This window comes from Cronobacter condimenti 1330 (assembly GCF_001277255.1).
Lineage (GTDB): Bacteria > Pseudomonadota > Gammaproteobacteria > Enterobacterales > Enterobacteriaceae > Cronobacter > Cronobacter condimenti.
In genome coordinates this window covers 1774508-1798854 of record NZ_CP012264.1, presented here as the reverse complement: position 1 = coordinate 1798854, position 24347 = coordinate 1774508, and the positions used below count along the sequence as shown (strand labels likewise).

The following is a 24347-nucleotide window of genomic DNA, read 5'->3' as shown; positions in this document are numbered from 1 at the left end:
ATCCTATGCAAAAGAAATCGATTTACGTTGCCTATACCGGGGGCACCATCGGTATGCAACGCTCCGAACACGGCTATATTCCGGTTTCCGGTCATCTCCAGCAGCAGCTTGCACAGATGCCGGAATTCCACCGCCCCGAAATGCCCGATTTCACTATCCATGAATATGTACCCCTGATGGACTCCTCGGATATGACGCCGCAGGACTGGCAGCATATCGCCGAAGACATCAAAGCCCATTACGATGACTATGACGGTTTTGTCATCCTGCATGGCACTGACACGATGGCGTTTACCGCCTCGGCGCTCTCCTTCATGCTGGAGAACCTGAGCAAGCCGGTTATCGTGACTGGCTCGCAGATCCCACTGGCGGAACTGCGCTCTGATGGACAGATTAACCTGCTCAATTCGCTCTATGTCGCGGCGAACTACCCGATTAGCGAAGTAACGCTGTTCTTTAATAACCGTCTTTATCGCGGCAACCGCACCACCAAAGCGCATGCCGACGGCTTTGACGCCTTCGCCTCCCCTAACCTGCCGCCGCTGCTCGAAGCAGGTATTCATATTCGCCGCCTGAATACACCTCCCGCCCCGCACGGCCACGGCGAACTGGTGGTGCACCCGATTACACCGCAGCCTATCGGCGTGGTAACGATTTACCCGGGGATCTCCGCCGACGTGGTGCGTAATTTTCTGCGCCAGCCGGTGCGGGCGCTTATCCTGCGCTCCTATGGCGTGGGAAATGCCCCCCAGCATGGCGACTTTTTGAAGGAGCTTCAGGAAGCCTGTTCACGCGGGATTGTGGTGGTAAACCTGACGCAGTGTATGTCCGGCAAGGTGAATATGGGCGGTTACGCCACGGGCAACGCGCTGGCACACGCCGGGGTGATTAGCGGCTTCGACATGACTGTCGAGGCGACGCTGACTAAACTGCATTATCTGTTAAGCCAGGGGCTGGAGCCGCAGGAAATCCGCGATGCGATGATGCGTAACCTGCGTGGCGAGCTGACCCCGGACGAGTAAAAGGAGCCGTTATGAATTCACGCGCCCTGCTGCTGGTGGATCTGCAAAACGATTTTTGCGCTGGTGGCGCACTGGCTGTCGCAGAGGGTGACAGCACCGTGGATATCGCCAACGCGATGATTGAATGGTGTCAGAGCCGCGGTGAACCGATTCTGGCAAGCCAGGACTGGCACCCGGCCAACCACGGCAGCTTTGCGTCGGTGCAACAAACCGCGCCGTTCACGCAAGGCACGCTGGATGGCCTGCCGCAAACGTGGTGGCCGGATCACTGCATTCAGAACAGCGACGGAGCTGCGCTCCATCCGCTTCTGAACCAGAAAGCCATTGAACAGCGTTTTTTTAAAGGCGAGAACCCGACTATCGATAGCTATAGCGCGTTTTTCGATAATGGGCATCGCCAGAAAACCGCGCTTGACGACTGGCTGCGCGCCCGCGGCATCAGCGAGATTATTGTAATGGGCCTCGCCACGGATTATTGCGTCAAGTATACGGTGCTGGATGCGCTGAGCCTTGGGTATGACGTGAATGTCATTACCGACGGTTGTCGGGGCGTTAATCTGACGCCGCAGGCGAGTATGCTGGCGTTTCAGGAGATGGCGGCGGGCGGCGCGACACTGTTCACGCTCGACGACTGGCGCGAAACGCAGGCGTAAGGCACCAGAAAAACAAAAGCCGCAGCGTAACCTGCGGCTTTTTTATGCGCTTCAGCAAATTTCAGCTTACTGTGGTTTCAGCGTGGCGATAGGCTGCGCATTAATGCCAAATTCGGCTTTCAATTGCTGCTTGCTCTTCATCACCAGCTGACCGTCGGTGCCGATAGTCATGTGCTGCGGATTGGTGTTATGGCGCATCTGCCAGAGCATAACCAGTTGCAGACTGTTTTCCTTCTGTTCAGGCGTCAGCGCTACGCCGTCAGGCCATTTACCCAGCTCTACCGCCGTCGCAAGCCGCTCATAAACTTCTGGCGTCATGCTGCTAATCAGGTCTTCCAGGTTCATAAAATCGCGCTCCAGTGGAATAATTTGCTGAATCGATTCTTCAGCCTTTGATTTGCTCGCCATTGTCATCGTCGCTGAAGCTCAGCGAGGCGGAATTAACGCAGTAGCGCTCGCCGGTCGGCTGCGGGCCGTCCGGGAAAACGTGACCCAGATGTGCTTCACAGTTTCCACAGCGAATTTCAATGCGCTGCATACCGTGCGAGTAGTCATTGAGATAACGAATCGCATCTTCGCTGACGGGCTCGTAAAAACTCGGCCAGCCGCAGCCAGAATCGTATTTGGTTTCAGAGTTAAATAGCGGCGCATCGCACACCAGACAGTGGTAGACGCCATCACGCTTGTTATGCAGCAGGCGCCCGGTATACGGCGGTTCCGTGCCGTGATTCTGGGTGACATAAAACTGCATTTCCGTCAGGGTGTTTTTCAGATCGTCCTGGGAGTTTTGATTGGCCATAAGGTGACATCTCGGGGAGGTTTAAGCAGTTACATTACCTGCAATATTCTAACAAAACATTAACAGTAACGCGTACACTTTTGGTCTAAACTTAGCACTGAAAATGCAGCGAACAAGCAAACGTGACGCAAGTCACACTTTTATTTTCGACGCCCTTTTAAATTCCTGGCGGTGTCCCCATATGGACCTAAGCCCAAAAGGAAGAGTAAGGCGAGTCAGTCGTGCAAAGCTTGTCCATAGGATTGATTTGTCGCAATGATTGACACGATTCCGCTTGACGCTGCGTAAGGTTTTTGTAATTTTACAGCCAACCTTTTATTCACTAACAAATAGCTGGTGGAATATATGACTATCAAAGTAGGTATCAACGGTTTTGGCCGTATCGGTCGCATTGTTTTCCGTGCTGCTCAGAAACGTTCTGACATCGAGATCGTTGCAATCAACGACCTGTTAGACGCTGAGTACATGGCCTACATGCTGAAGTATGACTCTACTCACGGTCGTTTCGACGGTACCGTTGAAGTTAAAGACGGTCATCTGATCGTTAACGGTAAAAAAATCCGCGTTACCGCTGAAAAAGACCCGGCTAACCTGAAGTGGGACGAAGTGGGCGTGGACGTGGTTGCTGAAGCAACCGGTATCTTCCTGACCGACGAAACCGCACGTAAACACATCACCGCTGGCGCGAAAAAAGTTGTTCTGACTGGCCCGTCCAAAGACAACACCCCGATGTTCGTTCGTGGCGCTAACTTTGATAAATATGCAGGCCAGGACATCGTTTCCAACGCGTCTTGCACCACCAACTGCCTGGCACCGCTGGCGAAAGTTATCAACGACAACTTCGGCATCATCGAAGGTCTGATGACTACCGTTCACGCGACCACCGCTACTCAGAAAACCGTTGACGGCCCGTCTCACAAAGACTGGCGCGGCGGCCGCGGCGCAGCACAGAACATCATCCCGTCCTCTACCGGTGCTGCTAAAGCTGTAGGTAAAGTACTGCCGGAACTGAACGGCAAACTGACCGGTATGGCGTTCCGCGTTCCGACCCCGAACGTTTCTGTTGTTGACCTGACCGTTCGCCTGGAAAAAGCAGCGACCTACGAGCAGATCAAAGACGCTATCAAGAAAGCCGCTGAAGGCGAAATGAAAGGCGTTCTGGGTTACACCGAAGACGACGTTGTTTCTACCGATTTCAACGGCGAAATCTGCACTTCCGTGTTCGATGCTAAAGCAGGTATCGCACTGAACGACAACTTTGTGAAACTGGTTTCCTGGTACGACAACGAAACCGGCTACTCTAACAAAGTACTGGACCTGATCGCTCACATCTCCAAATAAGTGAGATGAGAATGTGATCTTTAAGGGCGACTTCGGTCGCCCTTTTTATTTGGCTTTAAAGACAGAGGATTGCCAGAAATGATTAACACGATTTTTGCCCTGCCGGTGTCTGAACAGTTAACTCCCTACCTTTCTCGTCGTCAGCATGACGAGCTGGACGTGGTTGTCATCGATCATCCGAGCGTCCGCGCCGCCGTGGCGCTGCAAGGCGCGCATCTGCTGTGCTGGAAGCCTGCCGGCGAAGAAGAGGTTTTATGGCTGAGCGACAACACGCCGTTTAAAAAAGGCGTTGCGCTCCGCGGCGGCGTGCCGATTTGCTGGCCGTGGTTTGGCCCATCAGCCGATAACGCACTGCCGTCTCACGGTTTCGCCCGCAATCTTCCATGGTCGTTAAGCGCTCACAATGAAGATGACAACGGCGTAGTGCTGACGTTTGAACTGCATGCGAATGACGAAAGCCGCCAGTACTGGCCGCACGATTTCACGCTGTACGCACGTTATAAACTCGGCAAAACCTGCGAAATGGAACTCGAAGCGCACGGCGAATTTGAAACCACCTCCGCGCTGCACACTTATTTCAACGTAGGCGACATCGCCGACGTTAAAGTCAGCGGTCTTGGTGACACCTACATCGATAAAGTTAACGGCGGGGAACAAGGTTCGCTTGGCGACGGTGTTCAGACTTTCCCGGACCGAACCGACCGTGTTTATCTGAACCCGGAAGGGTGCAGTCTGATCCATGATGGCGCACTGAACCGCACCATTGAGGTGACCCACCATCACAATAGCAACGTGGTGGGTTGGAACCCAGGCCCGGCGCTGTCCGTCAGCATGAGCGATATGCCAGATGACGGCTATAAGACCTTTGTTTGCGTAGAAAGCGCCTGCGTGACCAAACCGCAGCAGACACGGGAAGACAAACCGTCGCGCCTCTCTCAGACGCTGCGCGTTGTGAAAAAAGCCTGACACATGACGGCCTCGTTGACGGGGCCGTTATCTCCCCCCTCCCCTGCATTAACTTTCCCGGTTTTTACTTTCGCGCCATAAAAAAGGGGCGCACAAGGCGCCCCACGAAACGATGTCTGCGTATCAGAACGTATAAGTCACGCCGGTCGACAGCAGCGCAGACCAGGAACGGTCCACCATCGGGCTGTCTTTCGCTTCGTCGCTCAGGTGCGTATAGCGACCACTGCCGTAGACGCTCCAGCTGTCAGACAGACGATAGGTCGCAGTCAGCTCGGCATACGGCGCCCAGCCATCGTCAGCATCGTAGCGGCTCAGGCCGCTGCGACGAGATTCTCGCCCGCTTACGCCATAGTAATAATCGTTCTGGTTTTCGCTGCTCCACTCCACACCGATACCTGGCGTTAACGTCAGGCCACCGTTGGTATAACGATAGAGCCAGGCCAGATCCCATACGATGCCATTGCTGTTATCCAGCGTGTCGGCCGCAAGCGAGGTGCGCAGGAAACCGTATTGCGTGTTATGCACGTAAGAAAGCCCCGCCATCAGCGTCGCTTTACGCTCATCCAGACGGCGTAACGCACGGCTATCGCTGTCGCCAGGCTTAAAGTGCAGCGGCGAGTAATACGCCATAATCGAGAGCTTATCGGCGGTGTCATTCCACAGGTAATAACCCGCGCCCAGGCCACGCACCCAGAAGTTATCGCCTTCATAGTTGATAACCGGCAGAGGATAAACGTCTCTGTCGTACTGTTTATAGGGATTGACTACCCATCCTGCACCCGCGCCAACGGACAGCTTGCCCTCGGCATGCGCAACGGTAGCGGCGGAAGCCATGAGGGCACCCAGTGCCAGAAATTTGAATGTGCTCACAATCCATCAAGTCCTTTAGTCAAATAATCAGCTCGCGAAGTGTAACCGTCCCTTACTCTTCACCCCAAATTTTTTCTCACTTCTTTACATCATTCGATCGCGCAGCGTCGCATTTTCGCGTTACAGCGGCCTTGCAATTTTATGACTTTGCGGTGAATCCGTGTCTTGTGTGTAAATGCTTGCGTAGAAACAACGGGATGAGTGCTTGATAAATCACTGGATCCCTAAAAGGGCGGCATGCAAGTTTTTCAAATGCCATCTACGCTTAAAATTAAGAAGGTGCATTACCCTGACCGCAGTAGCACAGTGCAACGCGCAAAATAAATGCTTCAGTTGGCATAAGGGTTGCTGTACTCAGAATACGTCTTCCGGGAGCCTCCACTATTCATATGAACGGCTCTTCAACCTGTGCTAAAAAACGAAAGGACGGCATGCCATGAATATATTCGATCACTATCGTCAGCGTTATGAAGCTGCCAAGGACGAAGAGTTCACACTGCAGGAATTTCTTACCGTTTGCCGGCAGGATCGCAGTGCTTATGCCAATGCGGCGGAACGGCTATTGATGGCCATTGGTGAGCCAGTGATGGTGGATACTGCCCAGGAGCCACGGCTTTCCCGTCTCTTTTCGAACCGGGTGGTTGCCCGGTATCCGGCCTTTGAGGAATTCTATGGCATGGAAGAGGCCATTGAGCAGATTGTGTCGTACCTGAAACATGCGGCACAGGGTCTGGAAGAGAAGAAACAGATCCTCTATCTGCTGGGCCCGGTGGGGGGCGGTAAATCGTCACTTGCTGAGCGTCTGAAATCACTGATGCAGCGCGTGCCGATTTATGTATTAAGCGCCAACGGCGAGCGCAGCCCGGTCAACGATCACCCGCTGTGTCTGTTTAACCCTCAGGAAGATGCCCAAATTCTTGAAAAAGAATATAACGTCCCGCGCCGTTATCTCGGCACCATTATGTCGCCGTGGGCCGCGAAACGCTTACATGAGTTCGGCGGGGATATTACCAAATTCCGCGTCGTCAAAGTCTGGCCGTCGATTCTTGAGCAAATCGCGATTGCGAAAACCGAGCCTGGTGATGAAAACAACCAGGATATTTCGGCGCTGGTGGGTAAAGTCGATATTCGTAAGCTTGAGCATCACGCGCAAAACGATCCGGACGCCTACGGCTATTCCGGCGCACTGTGTCGCGCAAACCAGGGCGTAATGGAATTCGTTGAAATGTTCAAAGCGCCGATTAAAGTGCTCCACCCGTTGCTGACCGCGACGCAGGAAGGGAACTATAACGGGACGGAAGGCATCTCTGCCCTGCCCTTTAACGGCATTATTCTGGCGCACTCCAACGAATCTGAATGGGTTACTTTCCGTAATAACAAAAACAACGAAGCGTTCCTCGACCGCGTTTATATCGTCAAGGTGCCTTACTGCCTGCGTATCTCGGAAGAGATCAAAATCTACGAAAAACTGCTTAATCACAGTGAGCTGTCGCACGCGCCGTGCGCCCCAGGCACGCTGGAAACGCTCGCCCGCTTCTCTATTTTGTCGCGCCTGAAAGAGCCAGAAAACTCCAGCATCTATTCAAAAATGCGCGTCTATGACGGGGAAAGCCTTAAAGATACCGACCCGAAAGCGAAATCCTATCAGGAGTATCGCGACTACGCGGGCGTGGACGAAGGCATGAACGGGCTCTCTACCCGTTTCGCATTCAAAATCCTTTCGCGCGTCTTTAACTTCGATCACATCGAAGTGGCGGCAAACCCGGTTCATCTCTTCTATGTGCTGGAGCAACAGATAGAACGTGAGCAGTTCCCGCAAGAGCACGCGGAGCGTTATCTCGAATTCCTGAAAGGCTATCTCATTCCGAAATACGCCGAGTTCATCGGCAAAGAGATCCAGACAGCCTATCTGGAGTCCTATTCCGAATATGGTCAGAACATCTTTGACCGTTACGTAACCTACGCGGATTTCTGGATCCAGGATCAGGAGTATCGTGACCCGGATACCGGCCAGCTCTTTGACCGCGAATCGCTTAATGCGGAACTGGAGAAAATCGAGAAACCGGCCGGCATCAGCAACCCGAAAGATTTCCGTAATGAAATCGTCAACTTCGTGCTGCGCGCCCGTGCTAATAATAATGGCCGCAACCCGAACTGGACCAGCTATGAGAAGCTGCGCACGGTTATTGAGAAGAAAATGTTCTCGAACACCGAGGAGTTGCTGCCCGTTATCTCCTTTAACGCCAAAACGTCCACGGATGAGCAGAAAAAACACGATGATTTTGTCGATCGCATGATGGAAAAAGGCTATACCCGCAAGCAGGTGCGTCTGCTGTGCGAATGGTATTTGCGCGTGCGTAAATCGTCTTAAACCATCACCCGGGAGCGTTCGCGCTCACCGGGCTTACAACGACGCGAACCGCAGGCCGGGTACGCCACGCGTATCCGGCGCTACAGGCGTCGCGCAAAGTTGGCAAATGCAGTACGGGGGGCATATGACCTGGTTCATAGACCGACGTCTAAACGGCAAAAACAAAAGCACGGTGAATCGCCAGCGCTTCTTGCGCCGTTACAAAGCACAAATCAAACAGTCAATTTCTGAAGCTATCAATAAACGCTCGGTGACCGACGTTCAGAGCGGCGAGTCGGTGTCGATTCCGAACGACGACATTAGCGAACCGATGTTTCATCAGGGACGCGGCGGCCTGCGCCATCGCGTCCATCCGGGTAATGACCATTTCGTGCAAAACGATCGTATTGAACGGCCTCAGGGGGGCGGCGGCGGGTCCGGCGGCGGTCAGGGCCAGGCAAGCGCCGACGGCGAAGGCCAGGACGAGTTCGTGTTTCAGATCTCCAAAGACGAATACCTTGATCTCTTGTTCGAAGATCTCGCGCTGCCGAATCTGAAAAAAAACCAGCACCGACAGCTTAACGAATATAAAACCCACCGCTCCGGTTACACCTCCAATGGCGTGCCGGCGAACATCAGCGTGGTACGTTCATTGCAAAACTCGCTGGCGCGCCGTACGGCGATGACGGCGGGTAAACGTCGTGAACTGCGCGAACTGGAGTCAAATCTTGAAGAGGCGCTGAAAAGCGAACCCGCGCAACTGCTCGAAGAAGAGCGTCTGCGCCGGGAAATCGCCGAACTGCGCGCCAAAATCGAACGCGTGCCGTTTATTGACACCTTCGACCTGCGTTACAAAAACTTTGAGAAACGTCCGGAGCCGTCAAGCCAGGCCGTGATGTTCTGTCTCATGGACGTATCAGGCTCCATGGATCAGGCGACCAAAGATATGGCCAAGCGCTTTTATATCCTGCTCTATCTGTTCCTGAGCAGAACCTATAAAAACGTCGATGTGGTCTATATCCGCCACCATACCCAGGCGAAAGAAGTCGATGAACATGAGTTTTTCTATTCGCAGGAAACCGGGGGCACCATTGTCTCCAGCGCGCTGAAGCTCATGGATGATGTTGTTAAAGAACGCTACGACCCGGCGCAGTGGAATATTTACGCCGCACAGGCCTCAGACGGCGATAACTGGGCGGATGACTCCCCGCTTTGCCACGACATTCTGGCGAAGAAAATTCTGCCTGTCGTTCGTTATTACAGTTATATCGAAATCACTCGTCGTGCCCACCAAACTCTGTGGCGTGAATATGAAGATTTGCAGGCGAAATATGAGAATTTCGCTATGCAGCATATTCGCGATCAGGAAGATATCTATCCGGTATTCCGCGAACTGTTTCACAAACAGGCCAGTGAAAACTACAGCTAACCGCAGGGCCGCTTGTCGGCCCTGACATTTCTTATTTCCCTATCACAAATTAAAGCACTGCTTAACTTTTATATCAGCCCTGCTTAATTAATTCGTCATTATCGTCCATAATATTAAGCAAGGAATGAGCGCCGTATTAATAACCCTACAGAATTTACTTACAGCCGGTTCGCTATCAGTTATAGTGAGCGGCATTAAATAAGAACGACGCTGCGCCGTCGCAGGACCACCATGAATCATGTTTAACAGGGTCTCATTGGGCTTGAATAAAACTTCCGGGACAGCGGGAATAATCATCGCCAGTTTGTTTGCTGTTCTGGCCGTTGCGCAAATCATGTGCTGGCGAATAGAAGCCAGCAGATTAAATGATTACAGCCGGGCTGTGCTGGAACGCAGCGTGACGCTGGTGCAACAGGCGAATGATATTTCCGCCCGCGAGGCGAAAATGGCACATTATTCCACTTGTAGCGAAGCCGATCTCAATGCATTGCGCACGCTGCTTTGGAATTACCAGATGATCAAAGATGTCGGCCGCACCGGCGCCCGTGGCATTTTATGCTCGGCGCTCTGGGGCCGCCTTCCTATTCCACAACCACTGAGCGCATCGGAAAGTTTTGTCGGCCGCCAGGGTGCCCGCTGGCTATTAAACCTGCCGTTAACCGACACCATCCAGGTCACGGGCTGGTGGCGCAACGATCTGCTGGTGATATTTTCTCCGTTTATCTTTACCCGCTTTGAAAAAGACGCCGTCACCGCACGCTACAGCGCCGTTATCACCAACGGGGATCATGACCGCCGCTGGTTTACGCTGGGACCTACCCAGGCGCTATTAACTGATGCGGATGCCACCTCCCACTACGCCTGGTATTTCATTACGCAGCAGCAATGTAATACGCAATACGATCTCTGCGTCATTGCGGGTACGCACCCTTATGGATTGTTGCAGGCTCGCTGGTATCATCTCGCCCTTCTCATCGCATTGGGTCTGGTGCTCGGGCTTTCCCTTTGCGCCGCGCTTGCCCTGTATCAACGAAAAAAATCTTCATTGTCGATGCTGCTTGAAAATGCCTTAAAAAATGGGGACATGCGCGTGGTCTACCAGCCGATTTATGAGATTGAAACCGGCTGCATGAAAGGCATGGAAGCATTGTTACGCTGGCACGATAATAATGGCGAGGCTATCTCACCGGACGTTTTTATTCCGCTCGCCGAAAAAGAAGGGCTGATGGGGAAAATTACCGAGTTTGTCACAACACAAGCGGTGGCTGAAATGGCCCCCTTACTGACGCGATACGACCTGACGCTCAGCATTAATATTAGTCTTGCGGATCTTTTCTCTCGTCACTATCTCGATTTCCTGACAGAACTGACGCGAAAAACCGAACTTGCGACTCATCGCATTATGCTTGAAATAACCGAGCGGGAAAATGCCACCCTTGCTCACATGGAAGCGGCAATATTATTATTTAAACGTCAGGGTTTTCTGATAGCGCTTGATGATTTTGGCACCGGATATTCGACAATATCCTGGCTGTCGCGTCTGCCGATTGACGAAGTGAAAGTCGATAAAAGTATTACCGATGCCATTGGCACCCCGTCGCTGAATAAGACCTTGTTAGTGAATCTGATTCTGATGTTAAAAGCGATGCCGCAGCAGATCGTATTTGAGGGGCTGGAACAGCGGTTACAGGTCGATTACCTTCAGGATAATTTTCCGGGTTGCTACGGACAAGGCTGGTGGTTTTCCAGACCTATCGACAGCCAGGCGCTGCGCTTATTGCTGACCATGCAGGCAAAATAAAACAGCAGCCCTGAGGCTGCTGCGATGACAAGTAAAAAGCGCGATGCAGATTATTTACGTCCGCCGCTGTGGCTATTCTGTCCGCCTTTTTTACCTGCTTCAGAGGCGCGTTCCGGGTCATTTTTAAAATTCCCGCCGCTCTGCTGCCCGCCTTTTTTACCCGCTTCTGATGCTTTTTCACGATTTTCGGCAAAATTGCCGGAACCACCACGATGTTCAGCCATAACAGCCTCCGAGATTGGGTTAGTGTTACCAGAAAAAACGTCAATGGTTAATACAGCATCACTTGCCGAAGGTATCATTTACGCCTACCGGTCAAGCGCGCTTTCCTGCTTTTCTCAAACGTCGCTCAGTTCGGCGCACTGCCGTCCGGGCCGCGATTGTGAAACTATCTCACTACTTTCCGGCGCTGTGTTTACGATACACCGGCTGGCTGAAGCCATTACTTCTCTTTTTTACAGCAGACATTTTCATAAGACACTCTTATGACCTTAATACACCTTTGCGAAGTAAGCCAAACGACAGATTTTTATTTTCTGTGTGAAATTAAATTACCTCGTTTATTTTATTCGTTTTTTATTGTGTGTAAATTTCGTGGCATTGCAAAATAAGCGAGCCGCCAGTAAGGTGGAATACATAAATATAAGCGAGGCGACAAAATGAAAGGTATGGATATACATGAGCAACTGGTGGCGTTACTGACCAACGGTCAGGCGCGGTTTCGCGTTATGGAGCATGAGGCCGTAGGAAAATGCGAAGCGGTCTCAGCTATCCGCGGCACGGCATTAAGCCAGGGCGCGAAAGCCCTCGTTTGTAAAATCAAAGGCAATGGCGTGAAACAGGTAGTGCTGGCGGTGCTTGGCGCCGATCTACAGGCCGATCTCGCCTTACTGGCACAGCAACGTGGCGGTACCAAAGCCTCGCTGGCGAGCCCTGCCGAGGTCGATACCCTCACCCACTGTGTTTTTGGCGCAATCCCGCCCTTTAGTTTTCACCCGGACCTACACCTGGTTGCCGACCCGCTGTTATTCGAGCGCCACGATGAAATCGCGTTCAACGCCGGTCTGCTCGAAAAATCGATTATCATGAGCACCGCTGACTATCTGCGTCTTGCAAAACCTGCGCTTGTCGCATTTCACCGGGCGCCGTCTACCAACGCTTTTCCAGATACCGCACCGCAATAATCAGCGTGGCGGCGGTGGTGAAGAAGAACGCGGCTATCCAGAGCGCATCGGGCGACAGTAAATCGTTCATCGTTTCTCCGGAGGTGTCGCAAAGTCATCAGGGGTAGACTGCCCCCACAGATACCGGCATTTAATTGCAAAATAATGACGACAGGCCGCGGCGGTCGTCTGGCAAGGAGCTTGACTATGTTCGATATGACGCTGCTTATCCTGCTGGCGCTGGCTGGCCTCGGGTTTGTCAGCCATAACCTGGCAGTGACGGTTTCAGTGCTGGTGCTTATCGTCATCCGGATGACGCCGCTCAGCGCCTGGTTTCCGTGGGTAGAAAAACAGGGCGTTACCGTAGGTATTATCATTCTGACCATCAGCGTGATGGCACCCATCGCGAGCGGCACGCTGCCCGCCTCCACCCTCTTTCAGGCGTTTCTCAACTGGAAATCGCTGGTCGCGATCGCAGTCGGCGTGTTTGTCTCCTGGCTTGGCGGCAAAGGCGTGGCGCTGATGGGCAGCCAGCCGTCGATTGTCGCGGGCCTGCTGGTCGGCACCGTGCTTGGCGTGGCGCTCTTTCGCGGGGTGCCGGTCGGGCCGCTTATCGCTGCGGGGTTGGTCTCTTTACTGATAGGCCGCCAGTAGCCGTGCATAATGTCCTCTCTTTTCACCTGACGTCCTCGCGCAGCGCCACCACGCTGACGCGCTCATGAGGGATCCATGTCTGTACTAATTTCTGTACGTCGCGGCGGCTGGCTGCTGCTGGCGGGCATACTGACGATTGCCACCACGCTTCGCGTAACCTTTACCGGCGCGGCGCCGCTGCTTGACGCCATTCGCCTTGACTTCACACTCTCCACCGCCGCCACCGGACTGCTGACCACGCTGCCGCTACTGGCCTTTGCGCTGGTGTCACCGCTCGCGGCGGGAAGCGCCCGGCGCTTCGGCATGGAGCGCAGCCTGTGCGCCGCGCTGCTGTTTATCTGCGCGGGTATCGCGCTACGTTCATCAGGCAGCGTGGCGGCGCTCTTTACGGGCACCGCGCTGATTGGCTGTGGCATCGCCCTGGGCAACGTTTTGTTGCCTGGCATGATCAAACGTGACTTCCCAGGCCATGTCGCGAAACTGACGGGTGCCTACTCCCTGACAATGGGGCTTGCGGCCGCAGCGGGTTCAGCGCTGGTGGTGCCAGTGGCCACACTCACCGGCGGCTGGCGCGGCGCGCTACTTGCGCTCATCGTCTTTCCCCTGCTGGCGCTGCTGCTGTGGCTCCCACAACTGCGCGCCGCCCGTCGCGATGCCGTAGGCGGCCATGCGGCACAGCAAGGGCGCGGCATCTGGCGCTCACCGCTCGCCTGGCAGGTCACGCTGTTTCTTGGCGTCAACTCGCTTATCTATTACATCGTCATCGGCTGGCTGCCGTCGATCCTTATCAGCAGCGGCTTTAGCGAAGCGCAGGCCGGTTCGCTGCATGGCTTAATGCAGCTTGCAACCGCCATACCCGGTATTGCTGTGCCGTTGCTGCTGGCAAGACTGCGCGATCAGCGCGGCATCGCCATTCTGACGGCACTGCTTTGCGCGATAAGCCCCATCGGGCTGTGGCTTTTTCCAGGTCTCGCCGCCTGGTGGGTCGTGATTTTCGGTTTTGGTTCGGGTGCGACCATGATCCTCGGCCTGACGTTCATCGGCCTGCGCGCCAGCTCAGCGCATCAGGCAGCGGCGCTGTCGGGGATGGCGCAATCGGTGGGGTATTTGCTGGCGGCGTGCGGGCCGCCTGCTATCGGCAGGCTCCATGACCTGTTGCAAAGCTGGAGCCTGCCGCTGATGGTGTGTGCTGCACTGGCCGTCGTCATGGCCATTGCAGGCGGTTTTGCCGGACGCGCGCGGGAAATCGGCGCGCCGTAGTCATTACCGACGGGCGGCGCGCAGGAATTCGCGCACCAGCGGCACGGGCCGCCCGTCGAGCGCGCCGCGCTCGTGCTGGAACAGCGTCGCCACGAAGAAAGGATGGGTGGTAAGTTCGACGGCGCGCACGTCGCCCTCGTTATCCCAGCCGGTCACTTTTAGCGCGTCTGCGCTCAGCGCATCGATAAATGCCTGGGCTACACCAAAATTGCAGTGGTACGCCTCTTCAATCATCTCCCGCCCGTAGGCGCGTGCGATAAGCGTATGCGGACGTAACTCAATTTCCCCGGTTTGCTCCACCAGCGAACAGCTCAGCGGTGAAATCACCTGTCTGCCGCCCTGTGCCGTTTCGCCATGGTTCGCATCGTCCCATCCCAGCACGTTGCGGGCGTATTCAATGACCGCATGCTGGAAGCCACCACAGGTGCCAAGAAACGGAATGGCATTTTCGCGCGCATAGCGAATCGCGGTAAACGCGCCATCTTCGTTTTCATAAGGGCTGCCGGGTACGACCCAGATGGCGTCATAGCCCACCAGGTCTTCTGTGCTCGTAATATCTTTTGTCGGCAGCCAGTCGTAATCAGCGGTCAGTTCCAGCACCGCGGCGGCGTCGTCAATCGCAAGCGGGATAGCCTGATGCGCGACAGTCTCGGAGTGGTAGTCGCCAACAAGCGCAATACGCAGCGTGGAGGTAAGCGGAGAGGTTTCCATGAGGTTTTCCTTATGCCAGAACGAATTATGCACAACATAAGGAACATCAGCATACTGATCTGCGCGCTGTCTAACAACACCAAAATTCAGCAGGGTATCGTGCGCGGTTTTGCGAGATGTCTCGGTCAATCGCACCGCCGATTTGCCTCATTTTCCCGGTATGCGCATAATTTGTAAGGTCATAACAAGAAGCCAGGAGGCATGGATGATTACTTTAAAACGCGTTTATGATGAACCGCAACCGCAGGACGGCTACCGGGTACTGGTAGACAGGCTATGGCCGCGCGGCATTCAAAAAGCCCGGCTGCCGCTCGATGAATGGAATAAAACGCTGGCCCCCTCCACCCCGCTTCGCAAAGCGCTGCACGGGGAAGTTATCGACTTCGCGCACTTTAGCGCGCGCTATCGCGAAGAACTCGCAGAGCAGACGCAAGAAGGCGAACGGCTCGCGGCAATCGCGCGTAACGGCACGCTTACGCTGCTCTACGGCGCGAAAGACCGGAGCCAGAACCACGCGCAGATCCTGGCGGCGTGGCTCAGAGAACTGGCTGGTGAGACGAAAGCGGATTAGCTGAAGTGTAACGTGGTTTCTTCAAGCGGCAGCATCTGGCCGTCCAGCGGCATCAGATGTTCGGCGCGCACAAAAGCAAACCCGGTCTGCCCGTCGGCAGCCACGACATCGCCGGTCACCAGCCACAGCGGGCGAGCACAGGCCATCGGCAGCTCGGTCATAAAACCGGTAACCGGGTTGATAAAGCGCTCGCCTGGCTGACAAAGGCTGAACAGTTCAACAGATTTACCAATGTTTTCCCGTCCGGCGGTGGTACGGGCGCCGATAATCATGGCAAGAGCGCCTGGCTTGAGTGGTTGCATGGGGTCTTTCCGCGTTCGTGATAATAAAACACGCAGATCAGAACATTCTTATGTCGCGATGTAAAGATTTCTGAATCAAAAAATGTGCAGTTCGCGGCGAATCTCCCTGGTTTCTTCATTTTTCCGCTTCGCTTATCCGCTATGCTTTCGCTCTTGCTGTGCTAACCCACAGCATTGCCTTTTTCGCCTCATCTTACCCCGCTGCAGGAAAGGCTGGCGCCACATAAGCGCGCCGTCGTGGCAATTGCCCTGCCCGTCCTGCGCATAACGATCGCCCTTATGTCCTCCTGCGCATCGGCGGGGTATTTTTTCTCTTTGTGATCCCCCCTGGAATTTGCCTGAATGCATTGCATTGAGGTGCCGTTTAGAAAGCGGTTACGCCTGGTCGATATACTTCGGCGATTCGCGCTTTTTCAGGTTTTTCTTATGTCGGTCATTACCTCTCACGCTGCCGAAACGTCGCGCAGCGGCATGGATCTTATTAAAGCTTTGACCACCGGCACGCTGATGCCCGGCGGGTTATGGCAGAAAAAAAGCTATCGTCTGAAATTCGCACTGCGCAGCTGCATTTACCTGCCTGCCACGCTGCGTTTTATGGATTCGCTGGCGATCAACCCACGCTTTGAACAGCTGTTGAGCGTACAGAAAACGCTGCCGGGTAAGATCCATCGTCACTACCTGCGCCTGGGGTTAAGCGCAGGCGAACGCGCCAGCGCCATTATTAACCACTACCAGTTTATGAATGAGCAGGCCTCGCCACGCCTTGCTGATGCGCTTAGCGCTACCAGCCCGCAACCACTCTTTACGCTTGCGGCTAAAGATAAGCAGGTGGTTATCAGCGCCTCGTCCGCCCATAAAGCCGAGCGCGAAGGTGAAAGCACGCTGTGGCTTCGCTGTGACGATGTCTTACTCGCAAGCCTTACGTTCAGCGTGGTTCGCGACGCCAGCGGCTATGGCATCGCCATTGGCGGCTTACAGGGGCCGCGGCGCAGCGTGCCGCATGAAGCCATCCGTGACGCCACCAAAGCTTGCTACGGCGTGTTTCCGAAACGCCTGCTGATGGAAGTGCTGTGGCTGATGATGGATCAGTTCGGTATGACGCATTTCGAGGCCGTAAGTAATAATGGCCACGTATTCCGCGGGCTGCGTTATCGCTTCAGCAAAGGACGGCATTTCTTCGCAAGCTACGATGAGTTCTGGGAATCGATCGGCGGTACGCCTCGCGGTCGTTATTTCGCGCTGCCGCTCACGGCTGCACGTAAGCCGCTCGAAGAGGTCGCCAGTAAGAAACGCTCGGAATACCGCAAGCGCTATGACCTTCTCGATTCACTGGCGCAGCAGTGGCGCGACGTGAACGCGCAATAAATACTACGCGGCCTGAGGGCCGCTTTTTTTTGGCCTGTCCCCTGCGTTTTCGTGGCTTATTCTTGTTGCCATGCACTGCTACACTCCCTTCTCTTTGCAGCCCTTTACAAGGACATATAATGAGCGGACACGCTTTTGACTGGCAGAAGCTTGAAGACGCTGCTGTGGCCATGATGATCGCAGCCGTGCGCGATGTGCGCGAGCAGCACCCGCAGGAACAGCTCTACGGCGCCACGTTTCACGCGTTTTATGGCGACGGCACGGTTATTTACTGGCCGTGTATTGCTGTAGGCACGGAAGAGAGTCTTGCCCGCTGCGTCGCGCGCTATCAGGACAATGGCGATGCGACGCCCACTGAGGCGCTGGCGGCTGACCTGCGCTGGTCGTCGGCAGATTTGCCCTATAACGTCGAGCCGGACGAGGCGCTGGAAGGGCTGGCGCTGGACTGCTGCGAGTTTGGCTCACGTGAAGGGAAATTCAGCATCTGGGAAAAAACATACGCCCGATTTATGCGCCTTTTCCCAAAAGCCGCTAAAAAAGCCCGTCAGCAACTGGTGCGCGACGGCCTTGTCGATAAAGGCTTTATCATCATTGCCGATGATGAAGCGGGTGAACTTATCCCGCTGAGCCTCACCCGCGCGCAACTGCTGCGCCACTTCCCGCACTATGACGCGGATGAACAAGAGCGGCGGCGTATTGGCGCCCTCACCCCGGAAGAACAACTGTGCGAACTGGTGCCGCTGGCACTCGGCGTCACGCGCGGCACGCTTTATGAAGGCTATGAAACGCTGTTGAAAGCACATGGGCTCCGTGCCGTTGCGCCGCTCGCGGCAGTGGTACGCGCAGAGGCGCCTGGCCCGCGCTGGCAGGCCTGCAAACTGATCGCCGAGATTAACGAGGCCACCGATGAGGCCATCAGCGCGCTCTGCGGGCTGATGGATGACGATAACGCGGACAACAGCGACCGCTGCTGGGCGGCCTGCGCGCTGGCGCGGCTCGGCAATATGGCGGCCATCGTCGCTCGGGTGCCCGGTCTGGCACCCGATATTGCGGCCGCAGGACTCACGGCGCCGTATCGCAGCTTTCGCGACGAAGGGCGTTTTCAGCCGCTTGACTACCGCCCACTCGAAGCGGCGCTGGAACAGCACCCGCAGCTTGAAGCCGCTGTGGCGCATGAGCTCCAGCCAGGGCGCGGTTATTGCCGCCTCACGCCAGAGGAGGTTCCGGCTGCCCGCGCCGGGTTGACCTCACCCGTTGCGCTGATTCGCGCCCATGCGCAGGCGGTGCTGGACGAGGCAGAAGATAAGCTTCTCTGACCCCTTACACGCATAAAAAAACCGCCTGGCGGCGGTTTTTTTATTTGGCGTCATCTTCCGAGCGGTACGGCCCTTTTTCGTCGTCATCGCTGTCGTCACGCTTGCGCGTCACTTCCCCTTCCGGGCCCGGCGTGCCGCCCCCTTGCTCTTCCGCCTGTAAGCGAAAAGCCTGCTCTTTTTGCGATTCACCGAAATATCCGAAACCAAAAAACATGATGACCTCCTGTATCCATCAGAGTTAACACATTAAGTGTAGCTGACCAGAAAGCCTTCGCAGGCGAGTACGCTTACCGTCTGTCTGAAAACACGGGCTCCGGGATCACCGGAGCCTGGCGATCAGCTTGCCGCTTTGTCGAGCACCGTCTGGATAATCGACGACAGTTCGTTGATTTCAAACTTCGCTACGTAACCATCCGCGCCGACTTTACGCACGTGATCTTCGTTCGCGCTGCCGGAGAGCGAAGAGTGAATCACCACCGGAATTTTCTTCAGGTTGGCGTCCATTTTGATATTACGCGTCAGGGTAAAGCCGTCCATTTCCGGCATCTCAAGGTCGGTCAGCACCATCGCGATTTTATCGGTAATCGACTGCCCTTCTGCCTGAGCTTCTTTCGCCATCAGCTTGATTTTCTCCCACGCTTCCAGGCCCGTGGTGTGCATGATGGCCGGGATGCCCATGCTCTTAAGGCCATGCTCCAGCATTGAGCGAGCGACTTTGGAGTCTTCTGCGACGATAGCAACCGAGCCAGGCTTGAGTTTAAAGCTACGCTCCTGCACTACGGTGTTCGGCTGGCCGTCACGTACGGACGGGATGATGTCATAGAGGATCTGTTCTACGTCCAGTACCAGCGCGAGTTCGTTGCTCTGGTTGTCGCTGTCAAGACGCGCGATGCTGGTGATGTTACGAGAGCTCACGCCCGATTCCGCCGTGTGGACCTGGCTCCAGTCGAGGCGAATGATGTTTTCTACCGACTCCACGGCAAACGCCTGGGTGCTACGCGCGTATTCAGTTACCAGCAGCAGGTTCAGCCCGGTGCTCGGCTTGCAGCCGGTAACGGCAGGCAGATCCACCACAGGGATTATCTGACCACGAATATTGGCCATACCGAGCAGCGGTGCCTGCATGCCTGCCGCCTTGGTAATGGTTGGCATCGGCACAATTTCACGCAGTTTGAACACGTTAATACCGTACAGCTCAGGTTTCTCCTCTTCACTCGCAGAGCCCAGCCGGAAGAGAAGCAGTTCGAATTTGTTCGATAAAGCGAGATTCGCCCTCTCATCTATATCTTTCTGGAAGTTATCCATATTGACCTCAAAGGTACGCTTGTGGGTGGTGGCTCATGCTGCGAAAGGGAAAACGCGCTGGTGCCTGGTTTCAGGCAAGCCTGGCGCCTGAATTTGCTTTAAATCGTTATCGGCAGCTTTTGGAAAAAATAGAGGGGGTCATAGAAGACAAAATGCGAGCAGGGAGTAAAAAGGAGAGCAAGCGCAAAAAATAAACATGCCGCCCGCAGGCGGCTTAAGGGAAGTGGCATAAAATGGGGTCTACGGCGCCTTGCGCCATGCGTCGCGCAGCGATTCCCGCCCGTGTTCTTCCCCTTTTTCCGGCAGGTCATCCTCTTCCCACGGGTTGAGAACATCCGGCGCGTCTTCCGGCAATCCATGATGCTCATTATCATCCGCAAGCGGTCTGTCGGCGTGGCGGTTGTCAGACATTGTTCTTTCCTCATTTTGAAGGGAGACAGGAAAAGTGTAGCCTGGCCTGCGCGCGACCGCGCTTTTCTGCCTTTCCCCTCGCCAACGTCCTGCCGAGCGGCTAAAGTGAAACGTAGCACCGACGCACTCACCAGAAGAGGTACAAATGACGGGCTCAATTGACGAAATTATTGAAAAACTTCAGACGCGCATCCTGGCGTACGAAATTCTGTTCCAGTCATTACTGGAAGAAGTGCCCGCCGTGCTGAAAGAGCGTGTGGTTGATAACGCGCGCCATCACTTCGCAGGCCTTGAGGCGGGCGTAAACAGCGACCCGGAACGGGCGCAAAAAATTACCGCTGCCCGCGCTGTGGTGGAGCAACTGTTAGCCCGCAAACATTAATTGTCTCGTGACCGATTGAGCGCGACGCCCCGGCGTCGCGTTTTTCTTTTTCGCGTTCGTGCGGGTTACGCTGCGGTATTAACCTCAAAAGGGCTGACGGTCTGAAAAACAAAAAGAAAAAGCCCGCAAGCGGGCTTTTTTTACAGAATTGGGGGTCTTTTTAACGATGCGTATTCGTTTCTGAATGTCTCATCGCATAACTGTCATAACGTTCCGCCGCCGCATTACCCACCAGCATGGCGGATTTGCAAAATATGCATTTTGCGCCATGCGGGTTTTTATCGGTCACGTCGAAACGGGAAGTACGGTACTGCGAACCATGACACGCAGGACACCTGAAATGCAAACCTGCCACTATCATGTTGTCTTTAAAGCGCCACCACGTTCACGGCTGACGGGCCTTTGGCACCATTTTCAACCGAGAATTCTACCTGCTGGCCTTCACTCAGCGAGCGATAATTATCGCTCTGGATTGCAGAGAAGTGTACGAACACATCTTTACTACCGTCAGCCGGAGCGATAAAACCAAAGCCTTTATCCGAGTTAAACCATTTCACTGAACCATTCATTCTGTTAGCCATACTATTACCTTTATACTTGAGCCTTACGGCGAAAAATGGTTTGAATGACAGAAATATTCAGTGCTTAAGAGGAAACTCAAGAGAAGAGATATCAAAGGATAACATCTGGAAATGAGCACAACTGAAGCGGAGGATTCATACCTCCAACTGCACACGGATTCTGCTTATCAAACCGAGGAGTCCATTAACGCACGTCCCCGTTTTTTAAGCAAGCATTACTCCTCCTTTTACAAAACTATATATAAAATAAGCTGCTAGACCATTTTTTAATTAATGCCAGTATGCATGTAAAATAAAATTTTAAACGCGAAGCGGTAATAACAGACGCCGTGTGACGCTTTAAAAATATATTCTTTCGCGTCGCCCGCCTCTTTTTTAACATGCATGTTTTCATTATTTAAACCGCCACCCGCTTTAACCCTGTCGGGCATAAAATCAGGCCTGTGACGTGCGCTCACAGGGAAATATTGTTAAGGTTTATCTGATGACGATACTGGACGAGGTAACCATGAACACGTATGCCAGGCCCATGTTGAGGCTCCCCCTGCAGCAAGAGAAATTACTGCTCCACTCCTGCTGCGCGCCTTGCTCGGGGGAAGTGATGGAGGCGCTACAGGCCTCAGGTATCGATTACACTATTTTTTTCTACAACCCGAATATCCACCCACAAAAGGAATATCTGCTGCGCAAGGAGGAAAATATCCGCTTTGCTGAGCAACACGGTATTCCTTTTGTAGATGCTGATTATGATACCGATAACTGGTTTGAGCGCGCAAAAGGCATGGAATGGGAGCCGGAGCGCGGCGTCCGTTGCACTATGTGTTTTGATATGCGCTTTGAACGCACGGCGCTTTACGCACACGAGCATGGCTTTAAGGTGATCAGCAGTTCGCTGGGTATTTCGCGCTGGAAAAACATGCAGCAAATTAATGACTGCGGTCACCGCGCAGCCGCGCCCTATGAAGGCATGGTTTACTGGGATTATAACTGGCGTAAACAGGGCGGTGCGGCGCGAATGATAGAAATCAGCAAGCGCGAGCGGTTTTATCAGCAGGAATATTGCGGCTGCGTCTATTCACTGCGTGATTCAAACCTGCACCGCAAATCGCAGGGGCGGCCACTGATTAAAATAGGCACGCTTTATTATGGCGATGAATCTTAATTAACACCGCATGGCTAAGAAATTCCCCATTGCTATTACTGGCCCGGCGTCAGACCGGGCTTACGCGTTAATCGCTGCAACCGCTGTCAGAATCCCCGCCTGAACCACTGTCGGAATGGCAGCTATCCCCTTCGCTACCGTGATGAGAAGTGTGCGATGACGTGAAGGCTGAATCATTCGATCCGTGGTTCGTTCCGGGGTGATGGGTGGTGTCGGTGTAGTAGCTGGTATCGCCGTCAGCCCGTGTGGCGCAGTGGTAAAGAGCCAGATAAACGTTTTGATGGCATTCAGCGCCACCGGAATTCCGACCAGTGCCTGAATGGTCCGACCTCCCCATGTCACGGTAGTCATAACATCATCTACCGTCAGATAGTTGATAAGCGGTGTGCGGGCAATAATCTGGAAGGCAACCAGTAATACGCCAGTCAACAGGCAGTACGCGAGCGCGCTATAAAAAATAAATCTGAACAGTTGCTTAATACTGAGCCGGTAACCCCAGCGAAAGGTATTTTTAAGCCAGATAAAGTAGCCGCTGTTCATCCCCGCATTCCCTCTTTTATTTATGTGCTGCATTATTTTTGTACTGCATAAAGTTTATCGGGAAGCCCCGTCCGAATTAAGCTACCAGAAAGGTCGTTGTGCCTGCGGTGACCATGCCTTCGCAGGGCAAGTCGCGGTCAGTGCTTTCAGACTCAGCCTGTATAAAAAATACACCATAGCCAAATAAAAACAGAAATTGCGGGCTATTGCTCCTGGAAGTGTGTAAGGTGCCCCCTTCTCACATCAAAGAAGATACTTATGGCTATTCATAAAAGAAAATCGCAAGACAGTTACTTAAGCCGCGTTACCTGCCCAAAATGCAACGAAAAATCTGAGCACAGCTCCGCCCGCGTCAACAAGAAAAAAACGCTTATCTGCCCCTCCTGCAGTCATTTATTCGTCTCCGCGCCAACTCCTGTTAATCAAAATTAATCTGTCATCCCTCAACCCGGTTAAAAGCACCGGTGAAAGGTGCTTTTCCTTTGCCGGTGAAACGGGGCTGTCCATGACGGCAACACCCTAAGCGCGTGTAAATACGTTCCGCTGACAGATATTCATTACACCGCTATTCCAGACGTAGCCGCCCTTCCTTGTCGATATCCCCTATCAGAGTGCGGGCGCCATCCCATATTTTGGTGATTTAATATTCGCAGCCCACACTTTAATATCCCCCTGCAGTAACACGGTGAAATCCGACTGAAGTTTATTGATAACATCATTCACCGCATCGGCATTGGTTACCAGAAAGTGCTCAATGCGTTCATTGCCGTGTGGCACACAGACATACTGTGAGTAAACGTTGTCGCTGTTAATAGCGAGCCTGCCGGGTTCAGCCGGACACGCGCCGGGGCTCAGATAAGAAATAACCAAATTGGCGTTCTTATGGCCCGGCTGTGAAATACTGATCATTACTGGCCGGCCGTCAGAGGTTTGGGTCATATCGTATAAGACCGCATCTTTTTCGTACCAGACGTTAAATTCACGCTGCTGGAACACGGCATAAACAGGGCTGCACAACAGCTGCGCGGCGCAAAAAAGACAAATCAACGTTTTCATTTTTTTGTGGCTCTGGATAAGACCAGACGATCTTTAATAGATAGTTGAAAAAATCAAGCTAATATTCCCTGCCCCACCTGTTTTAGCAGGCTATTTTGTCGTAAGCGAAATTTCTGGCCAGCAATACGCAGGCAATTTTCCCACCGCCATCAAGACTCTGTGCAATATCCCTGCGATGAGCCACATCTGAGGTGCTCTCAGAATATAACGCATCGATAATCTGGGCGGCGTTTTCCTGAACACGCGAACCACTATGGCCTTGACGCACATGGCTTTCAGTAAGACCATAAACGTAAGACTTTTTAAGCCACACTGCGTTAATCATGACGCGGCACAA

The 24347-nt window shown here is 53.8% G+C and carries 30 protein-coding genes; 16 read left to right on the top strand and 14 right to left on the bottom strand.

Translation table 11 applies throughout. The annotated features are described in order from the left end of the window. Positions 1 to 5 precede the first annotated feature (5 nt). Both ansA and pncA read left to right on the top strand, forming a co-directional pair. Entirely contained in the window at positions 6 to 1022 is a 1017-nt protein-coding gene (gene ansA / locus AFK62_RS08255) for an asparaginase (RefSeq protein WP_032984751.1), read from the top strand. A gap of 11 nt (positions 1023 to 1033) precedes the next feature. Continuing rightward, positions 1034 to 1675, top strand: coding sequence for a bifunctional nicotinamidase/pyrazinamidase (pncA, locus tag AFK62_RS08250; protein ID WP_007678208.1), 642 nt, complete (start codon positions 1034 to 1036; stop codon positions 1673 to 1675). Positions 1676 to 1741: 66 nt separating this feature from the next. Here pncA and AFK62_RS08245 read toward each other — a convergent pair whose 3' ends face one another. Continuing rightward, positions 1742 to 2020: a YeaC family protein gene (locus AFK62_RS08245; protein WP_007678220.1), complete on the bottom strand. Its 279-nt coding sequence runs from the start codon at positions 2018 to 2020 to the stop codon at positions 1742 to 1744. A 40-nt stretch (positions 2021 to 2060) separates the two neighbouring features. Next, positions 2061 to 2474, bottom strand: a complete 414-nt coding sequence (gene msrB / locus AFK62_RS08240; protein WP_007678223.1) for a peptide-methionine (R)-S-oxide reductase MsrB — start codon at positions 2472 to 2474, stop codon at positions 2061 to 2063. Between the two features lie 345 nt (positions 2475 to 2819). Here msrB and gapA point away from each other — a divergent pair, with 345 nt between their 5' ends. Continuing rightward, positions 2820 to 3815 (top strand): glyceraldehyde-3-phosphate dehydrogenase, encoded by a 996-nt coding sequence (gapA, locus tag AFK62_RS08235; protein WP_007678226.1) that lies wholly within the window; start codon positions 2820 to 2822, stop codon positions 3813 to 3815. 78 nt (positions 3816 to 3893) lie between these two features. Beyond that, positions 3894 to 4781, top strand: a complete 888-nt coding sequence (locus tag AFK62_RS08230; protein ID WP_007678227.1) for a D-hexose-6-phosphate mutarotase — start codon at positions 3894 to 3896, stop codon at positions 4779 to 4781. A 123-nt stretch (positions 4782 to 4904) separates the two neighbouring features. Here the strand turns inward: AFK62_RS08230 and AFK62_RS08225 are convergent, their stop codons facing one another. After that, complete coding sequence (locus AFK62_RS08225) at positions 4905 to 5615, bottom strand: MipA/OmpV family protein (protein ID WP_007678228.1); 711 nt, start codon at positions 5613 to 5615, stop codon at positions 4905 to 4907. Positions 5616 to 6087: 472 nt separating this feature from the next. Between AFK62_RS08225 and yeaG the strand changes: the two genes are divergently transcribed. The 3 genes from yeaG (at position 6088) to AFK62_RS08210 (ending at position 11231) form a co-directional block, all read left to right on the top strand. Next, positions 6088 to 8022: a protein kinase YeaG gene (gene yeaG / locus AFK62_RS08220; RefSeq protein WP_007678229.1), complete on the top strand. Its 1935-nt coding sequence runs from the start codon at positions 6088 to 6090 to the stop codon at positions 8020 to 8022. A 124-nt stretch (positions 8023 to 8146) separates the two neighbouring features. Further along, on the top strand, positions 8147 to 9430 hold the full coding sequence (locus AFK62_RS08215) for a YeaH/YhbH family protein (protein ID WP_032984754.1): 1284 nt from the start codon (positions 8147 to 8149) through the stop codon (positions 9428 to 9430). A 238-nt stretch (positions 9431 to 9668) separates the two neighbouring features. Then, positions 9669 to 11231, top strand: coding sequence for an EAL domain-containing protein (locus AFK62_RS08210; protein WP_050555048.1), 1563 nt, complete (start codon positions 9669 to 9671; stop codon positions 11229 to 11231). A gap of 50 nt (positions 11232 to 11281) precedes the next feature. Here the strand turns inward: AFK62_RS08210 and AFK62_RS08205 are convergent, their stop codons facing one another. Next, the gene (locus AFK62_RS08205) at positions 11282 to 11455 is read right to left on the bottom strand and encodes a con-10 family general stress protein (RefSeq protein ID WP_004386632.1); all 174 of its coding nucleotides are present in this window, start codon (positions 11453 to 11455) and stop codon (positions 11282 to 11284) included. A gap of 435 nt (positions 11456 to 11890) precedes the next feature. Between AFK62_RS08205 and AFK62_RS08200 the strand changes: the two genes are divergently transcribed. The 3 genes from AFK62_RS08200 to AFK62_RS08190 all read left to right on the top strand — a co-directional run bounded on the left by AFK62_RS08200 (position 11891) and on the right by AFK62_RS08190 (position 14308). Further along, complete coding sequence (locus AFK62_RS08200) at positions 11891 to 12415, top strand: YbaK/prolyl-tRNA synthetase associated domain-containing protein (protein WP_007678235.1); 525 nt, start codon at positions 11891 to 11893, stop codon at positions 12413 to 12415. A gap of 186 nt (positions 12416 to 12601) precedes the next feature. Beyond that, positions 12602 to 13048 (top strand): DUF441 domain-containing protein, encoded by a 447-nt coding sequence (locus AFK62_RS08195; protein WP_007678238.1) that lies wholly within the window; start codon positions 12602 to 12604, stop codon positions 13046 to 13048. Positions 13049 to 13123: 75 nt separating this feature from the next. Beyond that, positions 13124 to 14308 (top strand): CynX/NimT family MFS transporter, encoded by a 1185-nt coding sequence (locus AFK62_RS08190; protein WP_007678242.1) that lies wholly within the window; start codon positions 13124 to 13126, stop codon positions 14306 to 14308. A gap of 3 nt (positions 14309 to 14311) precedes the next feature. On the opposite strand, the gene AFK62_RS08185 is transcribed toward AFK62_RS08190, so the two are convergent. After that, positions 14312 to 15019: a CTP synthase C-terminal region-related (seleno)protein gene (locus AFK62_RS08185; RefSeq protein WP_007678244.1), complete on the bottom strand. Its 708-nt coding sequence runs from the start codon at positions 15017 to 15019 to the stop codon at positions 14312 to 14314. 205 nt (positions 15020 to 15224) lie between these two features. Here AFK62_RS08185 and AFK62_RS08180 point away from each other — a divergent pair, with 205 nt between their 5' ends. Further along, positions 15225 to 15590: a DUF488 domain-containing protein gene (locus AFK62_RS08180; protein ID WP_053531839.1), complete on the top strand. Its 366-nt coding sequence runs from the start codon at positions 15225 to 15227 to the stop codon at positions 15588 to 15590. On the opposite strand, the gene AFK62_RS08175 is transcribed toward AFK62_RS08180, so the two are convergent. Continuing rightward, positions 15587 to 15892: a hypothetical protein gene (locus tag AFK62_RS08175; protein ID WP_032984319.1), complete on the bottom strand. Its 306-nt coding sequence runs from the start codon at positions 15890 to 15892 to the stop codon at positions 15587 to 15589. The two genes, AFK62_RS08180 and AFK62_RS08175, sit on opposite strands and share 4 nt — an antisense overlap. 426 nt (positions 15893 to 16318) lie before the next feature. On the opposite strand from AFK62_RS08175, the gene AFK62_RS08170 reads away from it, so the two are divergent. Together AFK62_RS08170 and AFK62_RS08165 are read left to right on the top strand one after the other, a co-directional pair. Then, positions 16319 to 17257 carry a VirK/YbjX family protein gene (locus AFK62_RS08170; RefSeq protein WP_032984318.1) on the top strand — a complete coding sequence of 313 codons (939 nt, stop codon included), beginning with the start codon at positions 16319 to 16321 and terminating at the stop codon, positions 17255 to 17257. A 119-nt stretch (positions 17258 to 17376) separates the two neighbouring features. After that, positions 17377 to 18573, top strand: coding sequence for a DUF4303 domain-containing protein (locus tag AFK62_RS08165; protein WP_007670865.1), 1197 nt, complete (start codon positions 17377 to 17379; stop codon positions 18571 to 18573). A 40-nt stretch (positions 18574 to 18613) separates the two neighbouring features. Here the strand turns inward: AFK62_RS08165 and AFK62_RS22570 are convergent, their stop codons facing one another. From AFK62_RS22570 to AFK62_RS22565, 3 genes are all read right to left on the bottom strand, one after another. Next, positions 18614 to 18787, bottom strand: coding sequence for a hypothetical protein (locus AFK62_RS22570; RefSeq protein WP_007670864.1), 174 nt, complete (start codon positions 18785 to 18787; stop codon positions 18614 to 18616). A gap of 122 nt (positions 18788 to 18909) precedes the next feature. Then, positions 18910 to 19878, bottom strand: a complete 969-nt coding sequence (locus AFK62_RS08160) for a chemotaxis protein (protein ID WP_007670863.1) — start codon at positions 19876 to 19878, stop codon at positions 18910 to 18912. Positions 19879 to 20118: 240 nt separating this feature from the next. Continuing rightward, positions 20119 to 20289 (bottom strand): hypothetical protein, encoded by a 171-nt coding sequence (locus AFK62_RS22565; RefSeq protein WP_007670857.1) that lies wholly within the window; start codon positions 20287 to 20289, stop codon positions 20119 to 20121. A 145-nt stretch (positions 20290 to 20434) separates the two neighbouring features. Between AFK62_RS22565 and AFK62_RS08155 the strand changes: the two genes are divergently transcribed. Next, on the top strand, positions 20435 to 20671 hold the full coding sequence (locus AFK62_RS08155) for a hypothetical protein (RefSeq protein WP_004385763.1): 237 nt from the start codon (positions 20435 to 20437) through the stop codon (positions 20669 to 20671). Between the two features lie 160 nt (positions 20672 to 20831). Here the strand turns inward: AFK62_RS08155 and ymcF are convergent, their stop codons facing one another. After that, complete coding sequence (gene ymcF / locus AFK62_RS21055) at positions 20832 to 21032, bottom strand: cold shock small protein YmcF (RefSeq protein ID WP_071884303.1); 201 nt, start codon at positions 21030 to 21032, stop codon at positions 20832 to 20834. Between the two features lie 7 nt (positions 21033 to 21039). After that, positions 21040 to 21252, bottom strand: a complete 213-nt coding sequence (gene cspE / locus AFK62_RS08150; protein ID WP_007670849.1) for a transcription antiterminator/RNA stability regulator CspE — start codon at positions 21250 to 21252, stop codon at positions 21040 to 21042. A 508-nt stretch (positions 21253 to 21760) separates the two neighbouring features. On the opposite strand from cspE, the gene AFK62_RS08145 reads away from it, so the two are divergent. Further along, positions 21761 to 22414 carry an epoxyqueuosine reductase QueH gene (locus tag AFK62_RS08145; RefSeq protein WP_032984331.1) on the top strand — a complete coding sequence of 218 codons (654 nt, stop codon included), beginning with the start codon at positions 21761 to 21763 and terminating at the stop codon, positions 22412 to 22414. A gap of 60 nt (positions 22415 to 22474) precedes the next feature. On the opposite strand, the gene AFK62_RS08140 is transcribed toward AFK62_RS08145, so the two are convergent. Beyond that, positions 22475 to 22954: a hypothetical protein gene (locus tag AFK62_RS08140; protein WP_007670840.1), complete on the bottom strand. Its 480-nt coding sequence runs from the start codon at positions 22952 to 22954 to the stop codon at positions 22475 to 22477. Between the two features lie 258 nt (positions 22955 to 23212). On the opposite strand from AFK62_RS08140, the gene AFK62_RS22810 reads away from it, so the two are divergent. Further along, positions 23213 to 23386, top strand: a complete 174-nt coding sequence (locus AFK62_RS22810) for a YnfU family zinc-binding protein (protein ID WP_007670837.1) — start codon at positions 23213 to 23215, stop codon at positions 23384 to 23386. A gap of 174 nt (positions 23387 to 23560) precedes the next feature. Here AFK62_RS22810 and AFK62_RS08135 read toward each other — a convergent pair whose 3' ends face one another. Together AFK62_RS08135 and AFK62_RS08130 are read right to left on the bottom strand one after the other, a co-directional pair. Next, positions 23561 to 24010, bottom strand: coding sequence for a hypothetical protein (locus tag AFK62_RS08135; protein ID WP_007670835.1), 450 nt, complete (start codon positions 24008 to 24010; stop codon positions 23561 to 23563). 82 nt (positions 24011 to 24092) lie between these two features. Beyond that, positions 24093 to 24335, bottom strand: a complete 243-nt coding sequence (locus tag AFK62_RS08130; RefSeq protein WP_129232760.1) for a hypothetical protein — start codon at positions 24333 to 24335, stop codon at positions 24093 to 24095. Positions 24336 to 24347: the final 12 nt, after the last annotated feature.